Below are 24066 nucleotides of genomic sequence, written 5' to 3'. Positions count from 1 at the left end.
ATTATTAAGTAAAACGACTGACTTCGACCATGCATTTCACTACTCTGCTGATTGAGCCACCTGGCATTGATTCCCAACTGATCAATCTGATGCTTGCACCAGAAAAATTTCTGGTCAATAAAGCTGAATGCGGTCCGAAGGCCTGGAATCTGATCATCGAGAGCGATCCTCCGGACCTGGTGATTGTCGATACGGATCTTCCCCTGAATGGAAATGTCCGCATCGGCGCAAGTCAGCTGATGGAGCTCATGTCGAGACGGTCCGGCTGGCGAAAAATACCCAAACTTGTACTCACCTCAGATAGTAGCTCCAGCATTTTCCAGCAAACCACAAAGAAAAATGTCTGTGCCGCCATATTGAAGCCTTATGATCCTCGCAGATTTATTCAAGAGGTTTTTAATTGCATCAGGAAACGATTGGATGCCCATATCAAAGAGATTAACCGGCAGCACATTCAGCTCGGTACGCAGATAAAGAATATCACTAATATGCTGAATCAAGGGGATACCATTAACTTCAAAAATAGACTCGGAACTATCCTTGCAGAAATTGAGGACCACTTTGCATTTGAAGAGCAGTACATGTCACAACACTTTTATCCTGATTTTGTTGAGCATCAAAAAGGACACAAACAGGTGTTGACGAATGCAGCTAAATTGATCGATGAGATCTGTACCAGCAGTCCGATGATCGCCAATCAAAAAATCAAACAACTAAGTGCTGATCTCTTTGACGTCACTGATGACAAAAAATATATCGGCTTCCTCTATGGCTTACTCGAGTCTCTGACAACACATTTGAAAACAGTAGATTTCAAAGAATAACGTCGGTCTTTCACTCGTTATTAACCATGTTTTCACGCATCTCAGTTGTGACTGGACAGCAGAGATCCCGGCCCTAAGATCCAATAAATCTCAGCATTTCCTCTTGGAATGCGAGTTCTGATGGTCAACGCTTCATTGATTGCGTGTACAGAGTCACCGCCTATGTGCGCATACATTGAATCGACACGCTCCAGTTTCAGATGTCCGCCTGTGATTGCTTGTTGCCGTACTCCGGCGCACTCATTGCGACTGGTAACGTCATCGCCATGGCGATCTCCTTGCGTGCTTGGCGAACCACTGTAAACGCGGAGGTCAACGCAAGACTGGATATCATTACAGCGACAATCAGATCCGGCCAGCGCGTCCCGGAGCCCAAGACCCCCAAAGCGGCAATGATGATGGTCAAATTGACGATCGCGTCATTACGGCTGCACAGCCATACAGAGCGCATGTTTGCATCCCCATCACGGAAGGTGTAAAGCATCAATGCAACACTCAGGTTGGCGCTCAACGCCAGCAAACCGATGATGCCCATGGTATAGGGTTCGGGTGCGACACCATACAGGGCCGCCCAAGCGCTTTTGCCCAGCACGAACAGGCCGTACCCCCCCATCGTTAAACCCTTTACCAGAGCCGCCCGGGCCCGCCACATCAATCCCAATGACAGCACGGTCAAAGACAATGCATAGTTCGCAGCATCACCGGCGAAGTCGACCGCATCCGCCAGCAGGGACACCGATCCGGCATGCAAACCACCCGCGATCTCCACCGCGAACATGATGGTGTTGACGATCAGGGCCACCCACAACGCCTTGCGGAATCGAGGATCGACAGATGCGTGGTCAGATGAGCAATGATCTGAAGAACAGCACGCAGGCATGGCATTTCCCTCCGACTGATTCTATAAGATTATTTGAAACCATGGAGCCACTCCAAGGTCAATAGTGTAATCTGTCTGAAATTTCCTGTAAGTGAGAACCAAGGGGATCGGCTATGCGTATTGGAGAGCTGGCGAAGCGTGCCGAAATGAAGACCGATACGGTGCGTTACTACGAAAAGGCCGGCTTGTTACCGCCACCACCGCGACGTAATAACGGATACCGGGACTACGGCACACTCCATCTCGAGCGTCTCGCCTTCATCCGTCATTGCAGGGCCTTGGATATGTCGCTGGCGGATATTTCCCGCCTGTTGGAGTTCGTCACCCACCCCGATGTGAAATGCGATGCTATAGATCGGCTTATCGATGGCCAGCTCATTCAGGTACAGGCACGTATCGCAAGCCTGCGCACCCTGGAGAGTCAGTTACTGGTACTGCGTGATCAATGCCATGATCAGAAAACCGCCGGTGAGTGCGGTATATTGCAGGAACTGGTTGCCGCTGCACATGACGAGGGCTGTGTTTGCCACCCCGCATCGATCGGCGAGACCGAGACCGATGATTACGCTTCAATCCCCAAAGATGGCCATGATTAAATTGTCTGTCCCGGCGATCAACCCGCCTCTGCTGAATATCTATTACAAACAAGATAAGCGATCATTCCTTACAACATCCCTGCCCTTTAATATCCCCATTTTTAGTACATTTACTGAATCAACTATTTTGATTAACGTCAAACGGTTCATTTCTAACTGTGGTCAAATCGCCGTGATTACACATAGATTTCAGCAGACTCACCTGTATGACGACCTGATTCCAATCCGATGCCAAGGCCTATTATCTTAATCTGCCTCTCCATTCTGCCGACGTTGAGTCCCGCTTTCGATTTTGAAAACGGTGAAGAGATCAACGAAGTATGCGCCGGTTGTCATGGTGAATACGGTCAGGGCGGCAAGGAGGGAGAGTATCCCCGGCTGGCGGGGATGCCGAGCGCCTTCCTGGCCAAGCAGCTCCACCTCTTTCGTGAGCGTATTCGTCCCAATCTGGCGATGGTGGAGTATGTGGATGATCGACAGATGCCCGATCAGGATATTGAAGACATTTCGAAATTTCTCGAGCAGATAAAATTGAAGACAAAACTGCCGCCGGTGGATGAGACCGCGCCGGGTTTCAACGCCTATCAGCGTCTGTTGGAATCCAAACGCCTGATGCAGATTCCACGCGCCCCCGGTGATCTGGATAAGGGCCAGAAAATCTACCGGAAGGAGTGCGCCTCATGTCATGGCCGCGATGGGATGGGAGACAAGGAAGAGGCAGTGCCAATGCTCGCCGGCCAATATACAAACTATCTTTGGCGGCAGGTGAAAAAGTACCGGGAGAAGATCCGTATTCACGACGAGGATGCACCGGACGACGAGCTGTTGTCGGATTTCAGTGATGACGAACTGACCGATATATTCGCCTATCTCTCCATCCTCGACGACTGAGCGGGAATCGTGTATTCGGTTAAGCGCCTGCACCCAGCAGCGGTGCGCCCTGCCGTACCGTTGGATTTTGCGCAGACTGCATGAACTGTGGCCCTAGGGCAAATCACTTCGCTTGAACATAACAAACCCCAGACCGGCACAGGCCGTACCCAATGCGATGGGATAGAGCATTGCGTAGGTGATGTAGCCACTCTGGCCGAAGTTATCCAATATCACATAGGCGGTGGGTCCCAACAGCACCAGTTGGGGATCGAACAGCATCATGGTAGCGGTGCGGAATACCTGCATCGGATTGGTGAGTGCGATCGCCACCGCCGTCTCCGGCGGCAGATGTTCCTGGATCAAAATCCCCAACAGGATCAGGTCGAGAAACAGTAACAGGGTCAACCAGACCACAAAGGCGGCGCCCTGGGCCACATCGGTACTGCGTGTCAGGGTGGAGATCAACATGCCGATCCCCAGAAAGCACCAGGCCAGGGCCATCAGCAGACCGCTGTAATAGAGCAGCAGATGCCAGGGCACCTCGACTCCTTTGACCGTTCCCCAGGCTGTGGCGCCGAGCATGGCGAGAAAGACCGGCAGGAAAACGACGAAGAAACGGCCGAAAACACGTCCCCAGAACCAGGCGCTGAGTGTGATCGGCAGTGACAGCAGATATTCGAAGACACCCGCCTCCCGGTCACCGGCCACCGACCTCACGGTAGTGATCAGGACAAAGATCGGCAGCATCGCCATGGAGAGTTGGATGTAGGTGATCAACAGCCGTGAAAGGCCGGTAAAACCCATGATGCGCGACTCGGCCAGACCGAAGGCGAACAGGATGACCACCAATCCACCGAATACCGTGGCGTAGACCATGAACCAGCGCGCCCGCAGGGACTCAATGATATCGGTGTAGGCCGCGAGCCAGAGATATTTCATGGATTTTCGACTCCCGTTCGATGAGAGAAAGTTATTATCGCCATCATTCACTCCCCGCCTCTATCCGTATCCTCTGCTTTGTCACGCGCTCTGCGCGCTTCCTGTTCCTTGAGGCGTTCCAGCAGATGGGCCGTATGTATCTGGTTCTGCTGCTCCACACTGCGGATATGCTCCTTCGCCTGGGCGAAGCTGAGTCCGTCGGGTGCCGCCTCCGTTTGTGCGCCCAAGCCATACTCCATGGGTGTGTGATGGCCTTTCACATAGATTGCCCGGGTGGCATCGATCCATTCCCCACTTCGATGATCGGTGACCCAAATCTCGGTTCTGGGGTCCTGTTGCCAGGGTTTTTCAGATAACCACAAGACAGCGCAGCCGATATCATCGAAGCGGGCTACTGCCGATCTCTGTTTGTGCGGTGGAAAATAGCGGATCTGGGCCGAGTGATGGCGATCACTCAATACCATGCGACAGCGTTCGCAAGCATCCCTGTCCCATTTAATCGCCAGGGGACCACTACCACTGTCCCCCGAACAGCCGATCAGCAGGAACACCACTGCCAACATCACCGCGAGAAGCAGAGATCTAAACCACATTGATGCTGCTCCCCTGGTTCAGCAACATCCCCTGCCCTTCGGTCTCGGAGATCTCTAAGTTCGAAAGCAGTGCGGCATAGCGGGAGAGCAGACTGAGAAAACGCAGGCGATCCGGTCCGGCAATGGTGCCTCGCCACACCAGCCCCGCTTCCACATCTCTGAATCCCCACTCGGCGATGGCCTTGGCAAACGCGGCCTCGGGTTGCAGCAGCCGGATAGTGCAGTTGAGTTGTGATGAGAGTTCCACCAGATCGGCCACACGGTCATCCAGGACGATCTCTCCCTGGTCCATCTCGATCACCCGATTCACCAGGGTGGCCACCTCATCCAGTCGATGGCTTGATATCAGCATTGCCGCCCGCTCCTTCTTCTCCGCCAGGAGTTTGAAGAAGATATGCCTTGCTTCCGGATCCAGATTGGCGGCTGGCTCATCCATCACCAGCAACTCACTCTCTCTGCCCAGTGCGATGGCGATCAACAGTTTCTGCTTCTGGCCGCCGGAGAGTTTTACAAAGGCGTGATTGTGAAAACGCCCGGCATCGAAGCCGAGTTGCTCCGCCACGCCAATCATGCGTGCCGGATCGCTGTCGCACAGGGTGGCGGAGAAACGGATCAGTTGTCCCACCGGCATGTGCAGGGGTGGCGGAAGTTGGGGCACAAAACCCACCTTTGACAACACCTCACGGCGATTCTGGCGTGGATCCATTCCATCCACCAACACCCTGCCCTCGCAGATGTATTCACCGAGCAGGCAGCGGATCAGGGTGGTTTTCCCCGCCCCGTTGGAACCGACCAGGGCAACCCGGTGACCCCGTTCGATGGTGAGATCGATGCCCTTGAGTACCCGATGCCGGCGGAATCGCTTGACGATGTTTTCAAATTGGATCATAGCGTGTATCCGGTTCCTGTCAGCACTATTTGAGCATCTTACTCAGCCCTTTGACCTCGAAGGTCAGAGAGCTGGTGGGACAGATATCCACGCACATGCCGCAGCGGGTGCAATCGGATGTCACATCCTGGTTCACTTCCGCCGCGCCGTTTCGGATGGTCAGGTCCAGCACATGCGGTACAAGACAGACCTTTCGACAATCACCTTCGTGGTGACAGGCTTCGGCATTGTACTTGACCCGCACCGGTGAGAACACGCCTACCATGCCATAGGTCACACCGATAGGACAGACATATCGGCACCAGGCCCGTCGCGAGTAGAAAACCTCGAACAACAGCAGAAACACGACCCAGACCAGCGCGATGCCCGGTCCGTATATCAGCGCCCGGCTGAGTATACCGGTGGGCGAGATGGTTTCGAAAACGGTATAGCCGGTGACCAGCGCTAACAGTGCAAAAATGACATAGAAGACACTGCGCACCTTGCGGCTGAAGGTTTGGTTCTTGATGATCTTCTTTTTGACCAGCCATAGATGCAGATACTCAGCCCATTCCGACAACAGATGGTAGGGGCAGACCCAGGAGCAGAAGGTCCGTCCTCCCAGCAGCATCCACATAATAAAGACCGTCACCATGCCGATCACCAGATTGAGCACAATATGCTTGTAGGCCAGTGCGACCTGCAAGGCCGCATTGAGATCGGCGAAATGAAAACCAACGACACGCGCACCGGTGAGCGAACCCTCCACCAGTTGAACATCGAAATAGAATGAAGCCACAAAAAGCAGGTTCACGATAATCAGGGTCGCCCAACGGCGTTTCTGCCACGTTTTGAGGAAGGTGCTGCCTTTGTGCTCGATGTGAAGCGCTTCCAGATCCGCTTTGGAGAGCTTGCCCATCTTCCCTTCATAGATCGCCCTGACCTCAGGGCTCTGCTGGTCCTTGCTGGGCCTGGGGATCTTGTAGCCGAAAACCTGTAATAGAGAGTCTTTGATATACCGCATCTCAGCCCTCTATCACCGTATCGGCGTTTTTGTCCAGATCGATAACGATGGCGGCGCTCTCGACCGGGCAGATCATCTCACAAACACCACAACCCACACAGCCTTCCTGAACCACCGGTTTCATTCTTTTAACACCATCCCCCAAGTCGACAGGCTCAAGTGTGATGGCGTGTTTAGGGGGGCATTCATTTCCCACCTGCTGCGCCACCCGGGCGAGCTGCTGTTGATCACTGTCTGATGCATTCTCTTCGCACTGGGTAATACGGATCTCGATGGGACACTGGCGCACACAGAGGTCGCAGATCTCCAGATCATAGGGATAGTCGGCAACCGGTATGGGATTCCAGCGATCGACCTCCTCATAGCGCAGCAGTCCCGGATAGTCCGGTCCCCTCGCCAGCCCTTTAAAGCCTTTTCCCTGCATGGCGAGACAGGCCTTGGGACGAGAGAGCCTGGCAAAGCCCATGCGGGTATCAGCCGGATAGTCCAGGTCATGGGTCAAGGCGCCGGTGGGACAGGCCAGAACGCACTGCAGGCCGTCACAGGAGAAGTCGCAGGCCTGTGCCCTGGCATCGATATAGGGGAGTCCGATTCCGAATCCGTCGGGCAGGTCCGCCAGTTTGATCGCCTCCACCGGACAGACCTGAACACATTGGCCACATTTGATACATGAGGCGAAGAACTCCTGCTCGTCTTGCGGGGTCTTCAAGGCGCCGGGCGGACGCAGCCGCATCGCCTTTCCCTGGATGACCGGCACGAATCCCAACAACGAGATACCGACCACGCCGGCGGTCAAGACGGTGGCGCGCAAAAACTCACGACGGCTCTGTTCCCTACGCTTGGGCGTCAGAGGCCGTTTGTTTCTCTTTTTCGCCGTTTTTCTCTCGCTCATCTCAATGATGACCTCTCAACGTCCCAGTGACTCGCGCAATGCCTTGTAGGCGTCGAAGGCTTGCTCAGTCTGTTCCGACGGTGATTCGGATTGCCCAGTCGTATCGGCATCGCCCGCCGACCCGGGGATGAACGACTCCGTTGTCAGTGTGGCAGCCGCTGTGCTCATCCGGGGTTGCTTGTCCCGCACCAGCATGTTGGGTTGCGTGAAGGGCGCGAGGCGTTCCAGAAAATCCATCACTTCGAGCACAGGGGATCCCTTGAAGAAACGTGCCGAGGGCACATCCATCCAAATCCGGTCGGCATAGCTGAACAGCTCGTAAGGTTTGTCACCCACCTGGTCACGGTCGATATCGAAACCCTCGTAGTCATCCCAGTAGTTGGCCTGCCACAGATTGCGATTGGCCGTCTTACCGCCGCCCGACACCGCTACTTGAGTGATATTGCCTTTGAAACTGTTGCCGATCAGATGATTGCCGGTCCAGTCGTTGAGAAACAGCACCCCGATACCGCTGTAGGCAATCAAGTTGTTTTCAATACGGTTGATGGAGTCCGGCTGAAACGGCGAAACATCGAGATAGAGACCGGTGGCGCAATAGAGCACCTGGTTGCCGGTGACCACCACATCGGAGGTCTCCTTGAAACCTATACCCATCCCTGTGGCGCCGGTGGCATGGGCGATGTAGTTGTTTTTCAAATGCACGCCGTCGCTGTACATGACAAATATACCGACAGAATTGTTTTCGTAATGGTTGTCTGCAACCTCGTTGTACTGGGAATACATAAAGTGGAGTGAGTAACGACCGCCACGCGCGTCGTTGCGTGCGATCAGGTTGTCCCGGGAGTACCAGACCACGGTATCCCTCGAGTTGCGGATAATATTGTCCGTAATCTTATTGTCAAAGCTGTACCAGAGTCGGATGGCATCCCCGCGCACTCCGAGTTCAAGCGGCTTTGAGGAGATGCGATTGCCGCGCACGATATTGTTTTTTGACTGTTGCAGGTCGATACCAAAGAGGGTGTTATCGATGACATTGTCTTTGATGACATTGAAATCGCCACGCACCTGTACCCCGGAATCGATAGTGTTGTGAGACTCACCGGAGTTTGTCAAATGGAGATTCTTCAGGGTCGCGCCATCCGTTTCCAGGACGATAACCGATCCCTTACCCCCCGCATCGATGGTGACTTTCCCCTGTCCGTCTATCGTCAAAGGCTTGCTGATCGTGACCGGTCCCGCATAGGTCCCCGGTGATGGGACAAGGGTGCCGCCGGCCTCCGTCTGATCGACTAAGGTCTGGAAGGATGGATAGGCTGTCGATTCCGCAAATGCCTGAAAACTCTGCAGTGATAGCAACAACACAATAAAATTATGGATGATGAATTTTGAATTATGAATTGACGGGTGTGCATGCGCGCACAATCCATTAAAAAGATGTGAACGCAGTGAACACAACAATTCAACATTCATAATTCAATATTCAAAATTTACTGTTTCAGTTGCTTGAACCTGAGCAGCGCGGCAACAGCCAAAATCAACGATGTGAGCAGCATCAGGCCAAACCCGATATAGGGATAGGAGTGGGTGGTAAACTGTGCCACCTTGCCATCACCGAAGACCGTCGGCATGAAGGGCTTGACGGAAAAGGCGCCCATATCGTTCAAGGTATGTCCGTACCACCATAACCATGCGGAGTAATCGATAATGAAAAAGACCGGCAGGGCGATGGGCACCAGTATCAACAACCAGTAGAGAATGCCACCGTTCCTGCGGGAACCGAAAACCACCAGGGCCATGGCGCCCAGAAGAGCGTAAAAGACCAGGTGAATCGCCAGCTCCAGATTCTTCACCATCGGCAAGATCTCTTGCGGATTGTTGAAATAGCGTCCCAGACTCTTGGCATAGTGCCACGTCATCACCTGAAAGGAGCTGCCGTCCCAGGGCGATAAACTGTCTGATTTCACCTGATCGATATCATAGGTCAGCTTTAGCTGCTCAATCAGGTGTGCCTTTTCCGCACCTGCCGATTTCGTACCGGCCTTGCTGGCCGCTTCCAACTCTGAAGGCAGGATGACCTCGACTCCGGATGCTTCCAGGGAATCCTTCAGAACACCGGTGACACCACCAATCACAATTTCAGGTTCACCGGTTTCCCCCGAGGCCTCCTGGTCCAGCGATGTCACCATAGCGCTGACATAACCCTTGTTCTGCAGGTTGAAACCGTTCTCGCCATAGAGCGTCATTGTCATCCAGGCGGCAATGCCGGTAAATCCGACAGTCAACACGATCATGCGCTGCTTCGGCCTGGTGAAGATAAAGCCGATCAGCATTACGCCAAGGAAGGTCATCAAAAACTGACCGAATCCACGCTCCACAGGGCCGCCGGCCGCGATGGGATACATGCCCACATAGTGGTTGATGGTATCCATCTCATGTACACAATCCAGTGCCTCGTCTTCGACTATCTCTGCCTTTTCCTGTTTTTCACAGCCGTTGAATACCCCATTCATATGGAAATGGATGCGTACTCCGTCCGGGAAGGATTCCTCGGGGTAATTGGGCGCCGTCAACGACACCCACCAGATAGGCGTATAAAAAATCACAGCAAGCAGTCCCAATCCGATCAGGGTGAGTACTGCAACTTGAAGGGTTTGCTTAGACTGCATGGCGTATCTCTATGAAAGGGATTCAATTTCCAGTGGTTGGAATGATTGAGATAGTGACTTTCAGATTGGGCTGAGAAGTAAAGTCCAATGTACGTCAGGTGTTTGAACCGCCTGTTGGGCATCACACCTCAGCCTGACCTGAACCTGAGTCAGACAAGCCCTGCAGAGAGAGGCACCCGTCATGATGACGGGTTGCCGGTTCAACAGGCCATGTCTGTCAGGCTGGATCAATCGTAGTCCGGATTTTGCCAATCCTTGGAGGGAGCAACCATATCCTTTGGCACCGGCAGTCTGGATACGTAGTTGATGACCATCTGCATATCCTTGTCGGAGAAGTTTTTGATCTGCTCCACCATATCGGGGTTGGCATTGCGGCGTTTACCGTCACGAATCCACTCGAACTGACGCAGCATGTAGGCATAATGCTGTCCGTGAATCTTGGGATAGAACTTTTCGTCATCCCCCTCACCGATCTCACCGTGACACTGTATGCAGTTGTCATCGTACAGCTTTTTGCCTTGTTCGAATTCCGGGAACAGTTTATTCCAGGGGCCTTTACCGTTTTCCGGGTTCATCGGCAGCTTAGCGATATAGGCGGTGACATCGGCAACCAGCTGCGCGGGTTTGATGTCACCCTTATGATAGCCGGAAGCGGCCATGATCTGCTCGTCCAAGGCAAACGGATACATTGTCGGATTGTCGCGGTTCTGGGCACGAATATCAGCCAACTGCTTGATCAGTACGTTACGATGCTGTCCCGCCAATTGTGGGAACGTACCGTCCGACAGACCCCAACCCTCCAAAAGATGGCAGGCCGAGCAGACTTCATAAACTGCAATACCACGCTCACGGTCGGGGGTCAGCAGCATCGCTTCATCCTTCTCGCCGCCGGCTTCGTTCCAACCGGCCAGGGCACTGCTGCATAAGATCGTACCCAAAGCGGCGGTCAGGCTCTTCAACATCGGTTTTACATTCATCATTCGATTCTCCAGCCCCATGATCTGTCACTGGGGATAGTTCGGATTTGCCACCTTTTCAGGTGCTATAAATCAGGTTCTCATGTGAAGCCAATTCTGCCCCTGAAAAGAGATGCTGCAGTGTGTCATAAGCTATATTAGAGCACTTTGATATACATCAACTGCCCTAATTCGGCATCTTCTGATGCTATCAGCAGCAGATTCACACTGAGCTTATAGCGTGCTTAACCAGTCAGCTATCGCACGCATCTCCTCTTCGGAAACAAGCCCCATGACACCCTTCATGGCTGCGGTCTGGCCATTACTGCGGGCACCGGATTTGATGTCCTTCATCTGATTGAAGGCATAGTCGGCATTCTGCCCGGCAAGCTTTGGATAGATAGGCATTATCGGTGTATTGGCATCTTTACCGTGACAGGACCAGCAGGTCTTGGTCATGTAGAGTTCGGCTCCGTCGGCAGCCTGCGCCTGAGCGGTAATCCCAACAGCAAACAGCAGTGCAGCAGATGACAATGCGATTTTAACAATTTTCATCATATCGATTTCCTCTAGCAAAATAGGGCAATAGTCTTTACCGATGGCATAACTCTATTGCAATCTGTAGTAAGACGAATTGAGCTATGTTAAATCAGATTCCTAAAAACCTCTGAAGTTTTATGTGAATTTTGTCCTCAACGTAGAAAGGGGCCAAACGGCCCCTTTCCACTCTCAGTCAAAGACCTAAAGGACTATTTGACTTTCTTAGCGCCATGCTCCTCGAGAAAGGTCTTGGCGCGCAGTCCCAGATCAGCCGTCTTGACCTGATACTGCCACCATTGGCCCGCCCATAGAGTGGCGTTCTGAAAGTCACCCTTGGCCGCGAACGTCTCGGACTTCTTCTTCGCCTCTTCCGCGAAACCGAGCTGATCGGTGGCATCTTCCACAAGTGCTACAACTTCCGGGAAGTCTTTGTAGTTGTGGCTGGTAATGAAGCCGACCACAGAGTCGATGACCGCCTGGGTGTCCAGATTGGTCTTGACCTGTTTCTTGTAGTCAGCCTCGGTGTACTTCGTTCCCTCTACCATCTGAGTGGTCTTGGCCACATAACCTTTCGGTTTGACCAGCAGATAGCCCTGCATCTCGAGATGGAGCGCCGAACAGAACTCGGTGCAATAGTAGGGAAAGACGCCAGCCTTGTCGGCTTTGAAGGTGGCCGATACGGTTTTGCCCGGTTCGATGGAGAGATTCACGTTCTCGTTATAGAGCGCGAAACCGTGGGTCTCATCCTCAGCTCGCTCCAGGTTGGTCAGATGGATGGAGACAGTGTCGCCCTCTTCCACCTCGATGATCTCAGGCGTGATGTGGGAACGGATAACCGTACCGTAGACATGAACCACACCATTCTCATCCTTCACGACCTTCTCACGTCCCGCACGGGTCTTGTAGGGAGACTTGGAATCGGTACGGCTGTTCCAGCCCGATTTGTAGCGTACTGCCGGTTTCAGCTTGTCGGCCTTGATCGCCACCACATAGTGGGGTTCGCCCAGCGGCAGCGGCATATCGTAGAGCAGCTGCATCTTATCGCCGCTGATATCGATCAGCTGATGGTTCTGCGGATGCAGAGGACCGACAGGATTGAAGCGGTCGATGGCCAGCTTGTTCAGGGAGACCAGATATTTGCCGTCAGGTGAAACGGAGTCGCCCTCCATCGCTACCAGATGGCCGATATTGTAGTGGATATGCAGTTGATCCAGCACCTTGCCTTCGCAGTAGTCCCACTTGGTAACCATCGAGTCGACGTAGATCGAGGTATAGACCACGCACTTCTTGGCATCATACTGAGTATGCAATGGACCCAGGCCCACCTGTACTTGTGTATGCAGGGCATCCTTCATGGCGATGATCGGGATACCATAGGGGTCTTTGCCTTCGAAATTCTTGTCCTTGATGGCTTTTTGGATCTTCTCCCAGCTGTATACCCAGGCGTGGCTGTCCAGCTTACCGGAAACGATGATGTGGGTGCCGTCCGGGCTTACATCGACGCCATGCGGGCTCTTGGGTTCGGGGATCAGATAGAGCAGACCCTCTTTGACCGCCTGATCCATGGGGATCATGTAGGCGCCCTTGGACTTCTTGACCTTGCCGGCGGCAACCAGCTCGGCGGCCTTCTTCCAGTTGGTGACATGCAGGAAGTCGGTATCTTTCTGAGAACAGCCGGCCTCGAAGGGAGGACGTCCACGTTCGATACCGCCCACATAACGCTCGGAACAGAAGGAGTTGGTGAAACCCCAACCCATGGAAGGTCCTTTACCGGCGTCGGAGAGGTCCTGGCTGTAGGGAGGCAGTTCGAAGGTGAATGACTGCTCGGGATCGAGCCGACCCTTCTTGTCATCGAACTTCCAGTAGGTCACCGCACCCCGGTACTTCTCATTGAACTCTTCGAGCGGTACGAAGTCGTCGCTGAAAGGCGCTGCATATTGAGACGCTTCCATGACGTATTCGGTGTTAGGCGTGACGAAGGCGCCACCATGCTCCGATTTCATGAAAGGGTTGACGACGATCTGCTTGGTCTCGAAATCGTGCAGATCGATGACTGCCATGCGCGGGTTGGCCTTATCGTTGATGAACAGATAGCGGCCGTTGTATTCACCCTCGGTTTCAGAAAATGCGGGGTGATGGGTATCACCATAGGTGATATCTTCACCGTTGATTCTGCCCTGTGCCAATACGGCCTTGGATTCATCATCGAAGCCATAACCCTGCCAAGGCTCCGGAGTAAACACCGCAATGTACTTCAGGATCCTCATGGATGGCACGCCGTATACGATAACCTGGCCGCTCTGCCCCCCCGAACTGAAGGCCAGATACTCATCCCGCCCGCCGGTCGGTGTATAGGTTTTGGCGGCTGCCAAGAGGTCCTTTTGCGTCAGGCCACGCTCCTTCATGACCTCTTCTAAGGATGACTGGGCTGAGGCATTGGAAGCGGCGCCCATACCGATCCCCAAACCCATTACCAGTGCAGATATGCTTTTCAAGCTCTTGTTCATTATTTCCCGTCCCCATGGTTGGAAGAGATGCGAGATACCAGATGGCATCATTCAGGAATGGTCGCAAAAGTGCGTCATATGACACATTGATGTAGGTCAAATGCCATAGTTAGGTAGTGGAAACGAGTTTAAACAGACTGCAAAATTCTACCGTTTTATAGCTAGCCTATTAGAGAAACAAGGATAAAAGTCAGATCAATTACATTGAAATTAGAGGATTTTGTTTGTCTATATTTTTGCACCACATAAGTATTCTCATGGCAGCAGCATACGAAGCTGCTGTGCAAGGTCTTCAGGTGCAATGCCATGGGCAAATTTCGTGAGGAATCTTCCCTCCGGGTCGAGGAGATAGAGACTGGCGGTATGGTCCATCAGATACATCGATGGATCAGTTGTATCCTCTTCTACGACCTTTTCGTATCTCGCCTTGAACTGACTGGCCACTCTTTCAATCATCTCAACGGAACCGGTGACACCAATCAGGCGCTCATCGTAATACTGCACATAGTTTCTCATCACTGCGATGGTATCCCGGCCTGGGTCGATCGTAATGAAATAGGGCTGAAACAGCTCAGACCCCTCGCCGAGAATATCCAGTGCCTGGAATAGAATCTGCAGTGAGGTGGGACAGATGTCGGGGCAGAAAGTATAGCCGAAATAGACTATCTGATATTTTCCCTTCATGCTCTCCTTGGTGACCAGCCTCCCCATATGATCTGTCAGGATATACTGACCACCGCCGATGCCTTCAATCGACACGGCGTGCTCCGGTATGATCGTTTTTGTTGCAGTTTCGGCGGTCTGTGACTCGGCTTTCAGACAGCGTTTGATCACATTGGTGTTGTGCTCCATGATCTCGAAATAGAGATGGGGCCCAGCCGTAATACCGAAACCCAGGCTGTTCAATTCTCCATGATTGACACTGCTGCCCTTATTCATCAGAAGTTCGCTGTGCCTGGCTGGAAAGCCGCTTTCCGACAACAGGCAAGTCACTTCTCCGTTAACAATTTTCTCCCGGACCTTGAGCAATTCAGCTGTATCTATTCCCTTGCCTGGTGTACTGGCCACATGGTCGATGATCTTTAACGCATATGCCTGTTCGAAATATTGCAGTGTATCGAAGTACTGAATGCCTAAGCCGGCCTTCATGCCACGGTAGCCATATTCATACTCTCTGTCTATTCGCGACAGGCGTGAAAGAATATTGCGTCTGTTTCGTTCATAGAGATGGGTGCGCAGAGGATCGGCATCCCGTAGAAGCCGGGCAATGTCGTCGATGATGATGAGCAGGTTTCGATTGTCCAGCCAGAAAAAGGGATCGCGTTGATCAGGATCCGTCCTCGCGGGAAGTATCTTCATGCCCTGGTGTGATAGCAGTTCAATCACTTTCACCTGCGGGGGCAGGGTTTCGATGATCTCAGCGAGTCGCGGCTCAAGTTCGGCGCCTACCCAAAACAGTATGTCCGCACTGCGCATCGACGCCAGCTGCTCCTCGGTGGGGCTATAGGCATAAGGAATCTGATCATCGATCAGCAATTCAGGTGTTTCCGCGTCCTCCATCAGTCCGGCAATGATCGAGTGAATCGGTTTTATGCTGGCCATGACGCGCAGGGAGTCTGCGCCCTCGGATACAGGGGCAATGAACAGCCCAAGTATCAAAAGGGGGAAAACTAGCGGTAGCCTTGATTTATGACAACTCATTTTGCGGGATAGAGTGATTTCAGCCTATCGAGGGCCTCATCGATCCGTTGTTCCAATGATTGAGGAGTTGGGCAGGTGTTATTTTTCTCGATAAACGCCATGAATGACCGATTGGTTTCATAATCGAACAGTTCACCCAGCTGACGCCGCTTCGGGAGTGTCGCCACCAATGTCCTTTTGATTCGTTGTGTTTCACTTAGAGCCTTACAGTGCAGTGCGATGCCGTTGAGTGAACCGAGCGCAGTGATGGCCGCAAGCTGCTCGCTGCTCTGCGCTGACGCCTCTCTTGGCTGAACAGTCGTCAGGGCAAGGCTTGCAGCAAATATTAAAGTTAATTTATTTAATCTAAATAACATATAATTAGGCAACTTTCCTAACTCTATCTATATGAATGAATAGAGATGGATCATAGCCCGGCAAACAGAGATTGTCAGCCATAGACCGACATCTTTTGGATGACTGCTAATGTGTGAGTATTAAAGCCTATCTCGAGCTATCGCAGATTGATGAAGATCAAGCCATGCCCGGTGGATGTCGGCGATCGTCAATCTTACATGCATTCAGTCTTTTACAAGATCCTTAGGCGGATCGATGACATCGGTGAAATCGGGCGACTGCATACGCGCATTGACAAATCGGCTCCCTGTGAGTCTGGCGCCCCGGAACCGTGTCTCTGTCAATGTTGTCCCGTTCAGCAGCGCGCCGGTTAGATCGGCTCGGGTAAAGTCCGCAAACTCCAAAGCGGCGCCTGTCAATACCACTTGATGGAAACTTGAGCCGCTCAAGTCGCTTTCGATAAGCACAGCCCGCATCATGAACGCCTGATCAAAATTGCAGTTCGTCAGCCGGCTCTCCTCCATGGATATGTCCTTAAGGTTTGCATGGGAGAAATCGGCCCTGTCGGCAGCTACCCCATTCAGACTGGCGCCGAACAGATTGGCCTTGGTGAAATTGGCATTGTCGATGCTGCTGTCGTCCAGATTGGTGTGAAACAGGTCGGCATTGGTGAAATCCGCCGAGGATGCCCTGCAGCCGGACAGCATAGCCCATTTAAGGTCGGCATCGTTAAGCGTCGCTCCCTCCAGATTACAATCCGGCATCCTGGCATTCTGTAAATTGACGCCGCTCAACAGACTGCCTTCAAGATTGACTGTGGAAAGATCCCTGCCATTGAAATCACAATGGCGATAATCACGGAAGGGTTCCGGTTGCAAGCAGTCGCCCTTCGATAATGGTTTCCTGTCCTGGCCATAGACCAGGACAGGAAAGAGAGCGATGAGCATCAACAGTTGAGTGTACATTCCACCATCCGGTTGCTTCGTAAGCGATATATCATCATCTATCCAAGAGTGCCCGTTGTTGCTTGTTGAATCTCAACAACGCAGACAGCAGGTTCTTTAAAAAATAGAGTGAGGACAGGCTTAAAGCAATGCCAGAAGTTCTCGCAAGCGTTGCCGGCATCAGGGTAGCGGCAGCGATCAGTGCAATTGCCGCCAGATGCAGCAGATAGTGGCGCTTTGCATCCACTTCATTGATGTAGTGTTTCATCGATGGCAGCCTGGACGACAGCTTCCCCTGCTTCACTAATAGACTCTGCAGGTGAAACCAGCATAGAAACGGGATGACTTTGTAGATAATCCCGATCGGGATGGTTATACAGACACCGCCAAGCAAAAGCACCCCGACCAGAAGCTCATTGTCACCAAGCATCCAGACAATAGCTGCAAGCGCCAAACAGATCAGGCCGGTCCAGAGGAAAACCAATGTCATGTCGACTATCTTTCGCCTGCGTTCCCATATCATTTGAAACAGTGCGAGACTCAACAGAAGAAACAGCGCAACAACCATCGGCAGACTATTGGCAAGCAGTTCGCTGTTGATATATTGCGACAAGCTGAACAACGCCAGCAATGCGAAAACGATAATGAAGGAGATATCCCTGAAATTGACCGGCATCTCCCTGGTTACATAGAAGATCGGTAATATTTGGAAAATTGTCGCAAATAGTACAATACCGACCCATCCTAAAAGCCCCCATGAGAGATGAACAGCGATGAGCTCAGGCATATCGTTTATCGTCAACATACCGGATAGTCCCAGGACCATGTAGACGCCGATAGCCACCGTGGGAATGACAGCCATCCAACCGAGGCCGATTGGAATTGCGTTGTCATGCCGACTTTTGGAGCTGATCAGGGAAACTGCCATGGCAAGTAGAAACAGGGTAATCGCAAACAATACGAGACCGGCGCCTGTAACGAGAACAGATTGATGGGAGCGGATAAAACCCAACCCCATCAGCAAGGCGCCGGCGAAAAGTGACAGATGGATGATTCTGCTTACTGTGGTGACTGCCGGAATGGGAGAACCAGCCAACACAGGTAATAGTTGGATCATGGCGCCCGTCATCACCTGAGCGAGAAATCCAACGGTCATTAAATGGGTGATGCCCAACGCCAGAGGACTCCAACGGGACAGGAAGACCGCCTCGGCATCTATCATCAAGACGATTCCCACGATGACGCTGAACAGTGAAGCTGTGAGAAAGAACTTGAAAGGTATGATAATCGGTGGGGCCTGATCGAGAGAGAGCCCGGTGGTTTTCACAACCTCCTTCCACTATCATCGGGCGGTGGACTCCCCGTATGCCAGATCAGGATAATGCACTCACTATTCTGCCACTTGGTACTCCAGTCAAAACCCATTTCGCGCAAAAGACTGTAGAGTGGGTAGGGTTCACGGCTGTGTCGCACCTTAAGCCAGTCATCCGATGGCAACTCCTCCAGGGTTTCCAGTATGCGCTCCAGCGGAACAGGCGGCTCCAACTCCCGTACATCAAGCCGCAGCTCCACTAGGCAGACTCCGAATACGCCTTATCAATTACGTCGCTGACGTCTGGAACCGCATTGTCCGCCATCGGATAGAGAATACTCTCCTCTTTCATATTATGTTGCTGCATGGTGACGAGTAATGTCTCTACATAACCTGCAGAGAGTGATCTGGTCATATTGTCCAACGACGACACCAACTGCGACATCAGATGTCGCATTTGCTCATGCTCCATCAACATCACGTTGACGGGACCATTTGCCTGGGTTGTTGCTTTTATGAGTGCCGGGAAAAGCAGTTCCTCTTCTATTTTGAAATGGTGCTCCATCGAATTGATAAACGCCTGACAGAGACGATCCGCCTCCGGCCACTTGCGTTGCATAATGGCCTGTTCCATCTCCACGAAGATTTCATCACAGCGACGGTGATCCTGTGTCATCGAATCGTTGATCGTTTTCATAGTGTCGTTACCTCGCTACCGTCACTATTCTCTGCGTGTAACAGCCACCCTCCTTGACATTCATCAATACAGCAAAATAAGAATATTAGGGGCTGTTAACACTGATTATGACCGCAACGGATCACTCCCGTGTCAGACGGGCGTAGAGTAATGGCAGCTTGCGGGGCAACTCCTGCGGCTTGTGAATCACTACATAACCACCGCTGCCAAAGAGATAGGGCAGATAGTCGTTACCTTTTTCATCGATGGTGACGCAAAAGGGCTGGATACCCGAGTTGCGGGCTTCTCTGACGGCCTGCCGGGTATCCTCCACACCATAACGCCCTTCATACTTATCCAGATCGTTGGGTTTTCCGTCGCTCAACAGCAGCAGCAATCGCCGTTGTGCCGGCTGCTTGTTAAGCAATTGGTGTGCATAACGGATTGCCGCACCCATGCGGGTGTAATAACCGGGTTTGATCGCTTGAATTTTTCCACGTGATTTGGCTGAGTAGGATTCGTCAAAGGCCTTGATTTGATGCACACGGACAGGATCCCTTTTTCTCGATGAAAACCCGTACAATCCAAACCTGTCGCCTGTTGCCGAAAGCGATTCGGCAAACAGGTAGAGGCTGTCGCGAATCACATCGATTACACGGTGGTGGTTGTCTATCCAGCTGTCGGTGGAGAGTGACAGGTCGGCCATCAGCAGACAGCTCAGATCCCTGGCGCCTGTTCGCAGATCCCGGTAGAGGTTATCGGCAGTGGCGAGATGACCGCTTTTCCGTTCTGCCGAGAAACGCAGGTAGGCCTCCATGTCGATCTCACTGCCGTCCGCCTGGCCATGCAGCCAAACGCGCGCCGGCATCAATTGTTGAAACTGGGCGCGCAGCTGCTTGGCAGTCTTTGTAAGATGAACGGGCAGTTCGATTGCCGGGGCATCCCCCGTCTGCAGCGTCATGATGCGGCAATGGGCCTCCTGCATAACCTGGTACTTCCAGTCCCACTCCGGCAACAACATGCCCTCCTGCACGATCTCGTCGTCACACGCCTCGGACGGCAGGTCAAGATCGAACTTCAATTTCGATGCGACGGATTTGCCGTCACGGGTCACGCTGAACTGCTCCATCTGTTCCGCCGCCTCCATGGCCTGATCCAGATCCTCATTCTCCTCGGCACCCCGGTCGACCTTGGCGAACTCACCCCAGCTCAGAATGTTCTCCATGCGGATGGTGATCAATCCCCCATCGCCATCGGCCATCTCAGTACGCTCTCCCCGGCGGCTGCGGCCATCATTTACAGCCTTCGACTCACCCCCGGATTCATTCTCCTGATCTTGGGTATTACTCCCATGAACCAGCCCTGGAGGAGACGGGTGGAGCCAGAGCGGTACCGGCCAAGGCGCATGGCCGGCAACCGGTAATCGTGCAACAGTACCCGGATCGATAAGGGCACGTCTGATGGCCTGCTCCTGTTGCGCCTCATCCTGTTTCAGGGTTTCCGGATCGGGTCGTTGTGCCAGGTGCGCATTCCGCAAACGCCGGTAACGGGCTTGCATGCCCGGATATCTCTCCAGCGCCAGTTTGCTCAGCTGCTGATTCTTTACCAGCCATGGCTCGCTTTCGCCCCGATCACATGCGGCCAGCGCCGCGAGCCAGAAATAGAGATCGCGGTTAAGCGATCCCTGGGGAAACAGATCGATGACTTCGGGCAGGCGCAATGCATGTTCATCGCGCCAGGCCAGTTCAATCTTGGTGGCACTGCCGGCTATGCGCTGCAGCATGCCTCGCCTGGCATTGTGTTCAGTTGCACCGGCGGTTTCGACCCGCAGTCCGCCATCGCCGCCGAAGGCGCGAAACAGAATGCCCAGGGTGTGGTTCAGATCGGTCAGGTGCACCGCGGCCTCGGGATAGCGGTCCTGTGCCAGGCGGGTGATCAGCCGGTGCCAGAGTTCACCGATCTTCTCTTCCATCAGTCTCCCCTTGGCCCAAGCGGTTTGGCGCCCATCAGGACATCCTCAGGCACGCTTCGGGCAATGCCCTGCCGATAAGGGGATAGCGGTAACATTTTCCCGCCATCGCCTTGGCGAGACCCAGCATACCGATGAGAATCAAGGTGGAGTGGCACACCGTAAAGTAGATGATGACCACCATCCAGGTATAGGCGCCGTCATAACCTCCAAGCAAAAGGATAACGATGTTGACAATCACCAGCAGTACGCCTGCCCAGAGAGAGGCCGAGAAGGTCTGTTCAAGATGGGATCGCGCAAGCGGCGGTAAGGATTTGCCCTGCTTAAAATAGATCACCAACAGAATGGCAAATGCAATACCGGGTATCAACAGCAGATTCGCCAAATAGAGAGACTCTGCGGTGACAGCCATGGCCGACCCCGGCGGGTCTCCCTGTGGATAATTGTCACCGCCCGATTGTGGCATAGACGACCTCCATCAAGGCTGCCGCTGTTTCCATATCGTCTGTGAGTGGCTCGACCAGTGCGGAACGGCAGGCCTCGACCGGCTCATAGCCGCCCAGAATCAAGGTGGCCGCATAGACCAGCAGTCGTGTAGAGGCCGCCTCCTCCAGATCGTGATCCTTGAGTGCCCGCATGGCATTGGCCAGACGCACCAGTTGGCGGGCCATATCGCCATCGATGCCGGTCTCTCCAATCAGAATCTCATGCTCCAGCTCCGGGGCGGGAAACTCGAATCGGAGTGCGACGAAACGCTGCCGGGTACTCGGTTTCATGCCTTTTAGAAGATTTTGATAGCCGGGATTGTATGACACAACCAACATGAACTCCGGGGGTGCCTTGAGAATCTCTCCGGTGCGTTCGAGGGGAAGAATGCGCCTGTCATCGGTCAGGGGATGGAGCACCACGGTGGTATCCTTTCTCGCCTCCACCACTTCATCCAGATAGCAGATGGCGCCCTCCCTGACCGCACGGGTCAATGGCCCGTCCGACCAATAGGTGCCACTCTCGCCGATCAGGTGCCGCCCCACCAGGTCGGCGGCGCTCAGGTCGTCATGACAGGCAACCGTGTAGACAGGCCTGTCGAGCTTGGCCGCCATGTAGTTGATAAAGCGGGTTTTGCCGCATCCGGTGGGACCCTTGATCAGCAAGGGGAGCTGATGTCTGTAGCCATATTCGAAGAGTTCGATTTCCCGTGCCTGGGATTTATAGAAGGGAAGCGATTCGTCGCTTTCACGCGTATTTAATATTACAGGTTTTTCCATCGCTATCTCCTCATCCGACCAGGGTAAAGGCAACACCGATCAAGCCACCGGGAAGAAACAGCCAGAGGCTGACCGGCCAGCGCCAGAAACCCTGGATCCGTTTCAAACCCATAAAGTAGTCACCCACCATCTGCCCTTTGATCAGGGCAAAAGCCAAAACTGTCAGCGAAACTCCCAGGCCGCCCAGGCTGAATTGACCGATCAGATAGGTTGTCAGCGTCAATCCCATCATGAACAGCCAGACCCAGGTACAGGCACGGATGCCAAAAGCGGTTCGTCTAGTCATTGTGGATCATCTCATGATATAGACAAGGGGAAACAGAATCAGCCAGACCAGATCGACCATATGCCAGTAGGATGCACCCGTTTCAACCCCCGTATGCTCCCGGTTACTGTAGCCACCCCTTTTGGCCTTCACCGCGACTGCCGCAAGAATCACCATACCCATGATGACATGCATGAAATGAAAAAAGGTCAGCGACAGATAGAACATATAGAATGTGTTCGTGCTCAGCCTGATGCCAGCTTCGATATGGTGGACATACTCATGTCCCTTCACAATCAGGAAGAGTAGCCCCATCGCCAGCGCCGCCAACAACCAATGCACGCAGCCACGACTGTCATCTTCGCGAATCGATGCCACAGCCCTGACCACGAAATAGCTGCTGGTGATCAGGGCAAACGTGTTGATCAGCGCCGCATCGCTGTCAAGGGTGCTCTGATAGTGGTTGAACAGATCCACATTTTTCATGCGGGTAAAGGCATAGGCGCCGAAAAACGCGGCAAATGCAGCAAGCTCCGCCAGTATGAAGACCCATATCGCCAAATCACCCGGGGGAAAGCGGTTGGATTCAATCGTTGCTTCGGCCTGCACGGGGGATTACTGCTCCTGTAGGAAAATTCACAAACCCAATGCTAAAGCAGACCCCATTCTTCACCTTGATGAATATCAAGCTGAATACCCTGAATAAAATCATGGATTTACCTACAGCGCAATTGCGATAAATTGATCCTTGTCAAAGCACTATCAGCAGGTGTACAGACAATGGCATCTCCCAACATCGATAGGCCTGCGCGCATTCCGCCTCCGACCTTAATCATTACATGTCTAATTCCATAGCCCCACCAGTACAGGCAGTAGTACCCGTCAAGAACCATGTGCCCGGCAACATGGCCATCTGGGTCGGGATTCTCTCGGAAATGACCGAGTTCGCCCTGATGTTCATCGTCTATTTCATCGCCAAGGTACATAATCCGGAGTTTTTCGCCGACGGACCGCTGCGTCTGAATACCACCGCCGGCGTATTGAATACCCTGGTCCTGCTCTCCAGCAGCTATTTCGTCATCAAAGCGATTAAATCGATCAGGATCGGCCGGATCGACCAGTGTCAACGCTGGCTTTGGTCGGCGGTCGCAATGGGTGCGCTCTACCTGATCATCAAATTCTATGAGTATCACTGGAACAGTGAACACGGGCTGGCAACCGACACGGATATCTTCTTTACCGTCTATTACTACACCACTTTCAACCACCTGCTGCACGTCGGTTGGGGAAGCGGTGCCATATTATGGGCTATTATGGGAATCAGGATGGGCGGAATAACCCAGCATAACCACAGCGGTCTGGAGGCGGTCGCCGTCTACTGGCATATGATCGATCTGGCGTGGATCGTCATATTTCCCTTGTTATATGTTTTGCGTTGAT

Annotated in this window: 26 protein-coding genes; 4 read left to right on the top strand and 22 right to left on the bottom strand. The window is 53.0% G+C overall.

The window, feature by feature from the left end; all coding sequences use genetic code 11:
- The first annotated feature begins 29 nt into the window (after positions 1 to 29).
- Complete coding sequence (locus AB8516_RS03155; RefSeq protein WP_369157992.1) at positions 30 to 824, top strand: hypothetical protein; 795 nt, start codon at positions 30 to 32, stop codon at positions 822 to 824.
- 196 nt (positions 825 to 1020) lie between these two features.
- On the opposite strand, the gene AB8516_RS03150 is transcribed toward AB8516_RS03155, so the two are convergent.
- The gene (locus AB8516_RS03150) at positions 1021 to 1704 is read right to left on the bottom strand and encodes a cation transporter (RefSeq protein WP_369157990.1); all 684 of its coding nucleotides are present in this window, start codon (positions 1702 to 1704) and stop codon (positions 1021 to 1023) included.
- A 113-nt stretch (positions 1705 to 1817) separates the two neighbouring features.
- Here AB8516_RS03150 and AB8516_RS03145 point away from each other — a divergent pair, with 113 nt between their 5' ends.
- Positions 1818 to 2300, top strand: a complete 483-nt coding sequence (locus tag AB8516_RS03145) for a Cd(II)/Pb(II)-responsive transcriptional regulator (RefSeq protein ID WP_369157988.1) — start codon at positions 1818 to 1820, stop codon at positions 2298 to 2300.
- Positions 2301 to 2528: 228 nt separating this feature from the next.
- Positions 2529 to 3191, top strand: a complete 663-nt coding sequence (locus AB8516_RS03140; RefSeq protein ID WP_108294928.1) for a c-type cytochrome — start codon at positions 2529 to 2531, stop codon at positions 3189 to 3191.
- A 93-nt stretch (positions 3192 to 3284) separates the two neighbouring features.
- On the opposite strand, the gene AB8516_RS03135 is transcribed toward AB8516_RS03140, so the two are convergent.
- The 21 genes from AB8516_RS03135 to AB8516_RS03035 form a co-directional block, all read right to left on the bottom strand.
- On the bottom strand, positions 3285 to 4112 hold the full coding sequence (locus tag AB8516_RS03135; protein ID WP_108294972.1) for an ABC transporter permease: 828 nt from the start codon (positions 4110 to 4112) through the stop codon (positions 3285 to 3287).
- Between the two features lie 47 nt (positions 4113 to 4159).
- Positions 4160 to 4705, bottom strand: coding sequence for a nitrous oxide reductase accessory protein NosL (locus AB8516_RS03130; RefSeq protein ID WP_369157985.1), 546 nt, complete (start codon positions 4703 to 4705; stop codon positions 4160 to 4162).
- Positions 4695 to 5594, bottom strand: a complete 900-nt coding sequence (locus tag AB8516_RS03125) for an ABC transporter ATP-binding protein (protein ID WP_369157983.1) — start codon at positions 5592 to 5594, stop codon at positions 4695 to 4697. Before AB8516_RS03125 ends, AB8516_RS03130 begins: the two co-directional genes overlap by 11 nt.
- 25 nt (positions 5595 to 5619) lie before the next feature.
- On the bottom strand, positions 5620 to 6597 hold the full coding sequence (locus AB8516_RS03120) for a NapH/MauN family ferredoxin-type protein (protein WP_369157981.1): 978 nt from the start codon (positions 6595 to 6597) through the stop codon (positions 5620 to 5622).
- A 1-nt stretch (position 6598) separates the two neighbouring features.
- Complete coding sequence (locus AB8516_RS03115) at positions 6599 to 7489, bottom strand: 4Fe-4S binding protein (protein ID WP_369157979.1); 891 nt, start codon at positions 7487 to 7489, stop codon at positions 6599 to 6601.
- 15 nt (positions 7490 to 7504) lie between these two features.
- Entirely contained in the window at positions 7505 to 8851 is a 1347-nt protein-coding gene (locus tag AB8516_RS03110; RefSeq protein ID WP_369157977.1) for a nitrous oxide reductase family maturation protein NosD, read from the bottom strand.
- A 125-nt stretch (positions 8852 to 8976) separates the two neighbouring features.
- Positions 8977 to 10155: a hypothetical protein gene (locus AB8516_RS03105; protein WP_369157975.1), complete on the bottom strand. Its 1179-nt coding sequence runs from the start codon at positions 10153 to 10155 to the stop codon at positions 8977 to 8979.
- 227 nt (positions 10156 to 10382) lie between these two features.
- Positions 10383 to 11135, bottom strand: a complete 753-nt coding sequence (locus AB8516_RS03100) for a cytochrome c (protein WP_369157973.1) — start codon at positions 11133 to 11135, stop codon at positions 10383 to 10385.
- 210 nt (positions 11136 to 11345) lie between these two features.
- Complete coding sequence (locus AB8516_RS03095; RefSeq protein ID WP_108294942.1) at positions 11346 to 11669, bottom strand: cytochrome c; 324 nt, start codon at positions 11667 to 11669, stop codon at positions 11346 to 11348.
- A 191-nt stretch (positions 11670 to 11860) separates the two neighbouring features.
- Positions 11861 to 14158 (bottom strand): Sec-dependent nitrous-oxide reductase, encoded by a 2298-nt coding sequence (nosZ, locus tag AB8516_RS03090; RefSeq protein ID WP_369157970.1) that lies wholly within the window; start codon positions 14156 to 14158, stop codon positions 11861 to 11863.
- 255 nt (positions 14159 to 14413) lie between these two features.
- Positions 14414 to 15760: a metal ABC transporter solute-binding protein, Zn/Mn family gene (locus AB8516_RS03085; RefSeq protein WP_369157968.1), complete on the bottom strand. Its 1347-nt coding sequence runs from the start codon at positions 15758 to 15760 to the stop codon at positions 14414 to 14416.
- A gap of 95 nt (positions 15761 to 15855) precedes the next feature.
- The gene (locus tag AB8516_RS03080) at positions 15856 to 16215 is read right to left on the bottom strand and encodes a hypothetical protein (protein ID WP_369157966.1); all 360 of its coding nucleotides are present in this window, start codon (positions 16213 to 16215) and stop codon (positions 15856 to 15858) included.
- 204 nt (positions 16216 to 16419) lie between these two features.
- Positions 16420 to 17160 carry a pentapeptide repeat-containing protein gene (locus AB8516_RS03075; RefSeq protein ID WP_369157964.1) on the bottom strand — a complete coding sequence of 247 codons (741 nt, stop codon included), beginning with the start codon at positions 17158 to 17160 and terminating at the stop codon, positions 16420 to 16422.
- 34 nt (positions 17161 to 17194) lie between these two features.
- Entirely contained in the window at positions 17195 to 18466 is a 1272-nt protein-coding gene (locus tag AB8516_RS03070; protein WP_369157962.1) for a hypothetical protein, read from the bottom strand.
- Entirely contained in the window at positions 18463 to 18711 is a 249-nt protein-coding gene (locus tag AB8516_RS03065; RefSeq protein WP_369157960.1) for a DUF2249 domain-containing protein, read from the bottom strand. The genes AB8516_RS03070 and AB8516_RS03065 overlap by 4 nt, the downstream gene beginning before the upstream one ends.
- Positions 18711 to 19148, bottom strand: a complete 438-nt coding sequence (locus AB8516_RS03060) for a hemerythrin domain-containing protein (RefSeq protein ID WP_369157958.1) — start codon at positions 19146 to 19148, stop codon at positions 18711 to 18713. Before AB8516_RS03060 ends, AB8516_RS03065 begins: the two co-directional genes overlap by 1 nt.
- 121 nt (positions 19149 to 19269) lie before the next feature.
- Positions 19270 to 21099, bottom strand: a complete 1830-nt coding sequence (locus tag AB8516_RS03055; protein WP_369157956.1) for a nitric oxide reductase activation protein NorD — start codon at positions 21097 to 21099, stop codon at positions 19270 to 19272.
- Between the two features lie 34 nt (positions 21100 to 21133).
- Complete coding sequence (locus AB8516_RS03050; RefSeq protein WP_369157954.1) at positions 21134 to 21562, bottom strand: hypothetical protein; 429 nt, start codon at positions 21560 to 21562, stop codon at positions 21134 to 21136.
- Positions 21543 to 22361 carry a CbbQ/NirQ/NorQ/GpvN family protein gene (locus AB8516_RS03045; RefSeq protein ID WP_369157952.1) on the bottom strand — a complete coding sequence of 273 codons (819 nt, stop codon included), beginning with the start codon at positions 22359 to 22361 and terminating at the stop codon, positions 21543 to 21545. The genes AB8516_RS03050 and AB8516_RS03045 overlap by 20 nt, the downstream gene beginning before the upstream one ends.
- A 10-nt stretch (positions 22362 to 22371) precedes the next feature.
- Positions 22372 to 22647: a cytochrome C oxidase subunit IV family protein gene (locus AB8516_RS03040; protein WP_369157950.1), complete on the bottom strand. Its 276-nt coding sequence runs from the start codon at positions 22645 to 22647 to the stop codon at positions 22372 to 22374.
- Positions 22648 to 22653: 6 nt separating this feature from the next.
- The gene (locus AB8516_RS03035; RefSeq protein WP_369157948.1) at positions 22654 to 23235 is read right to left on the bottom strand and encodes a cytochrome c oxidase subunit 3; all 582 of its coding nucleotides are present in this window, start codon (positions 23233 to 23235) and stop codon (positions 22654 to 22656) included.
- A 230-nt stretch (positions 23236 to 23465) separates the two neighbouring features.
- On the opposite strand from AB8516_RS03035, the gene AB8516_RS03030 reads away from it, so the two are divergent.
- The gene (locus AB8516_RS03030; RefSeq protein ID WP_369157946.1) at positions 23466 to 24065 is read left to right on the top strand and encodes a cytochrome c oxidase subunit 3 family protein; all 600 of its coding nucleotides are present in this window, start codon (positions 23466 to 23468) and stop codon (positions 24063 to 24065) included.
- Position 24066: the final 1 nt, after the last annotated feature.

The sequence above is a fragment of the Candidatus Thiodiazotropha sp. LNASS1 genome (assembly GCF_964212655.1).
In the GTDB taxonomy this organism is placed as follows: domain Bacteria; phylum Pseudomonadota; class Gammaproteobacteria; order Chromatiales; family Chromatiaceae; genus Thiodiazotropha.
Note: the sequence above shows the minus strand (reverse complement) of the source record. Positions and strands in the feature narration are given on the sequence as shown.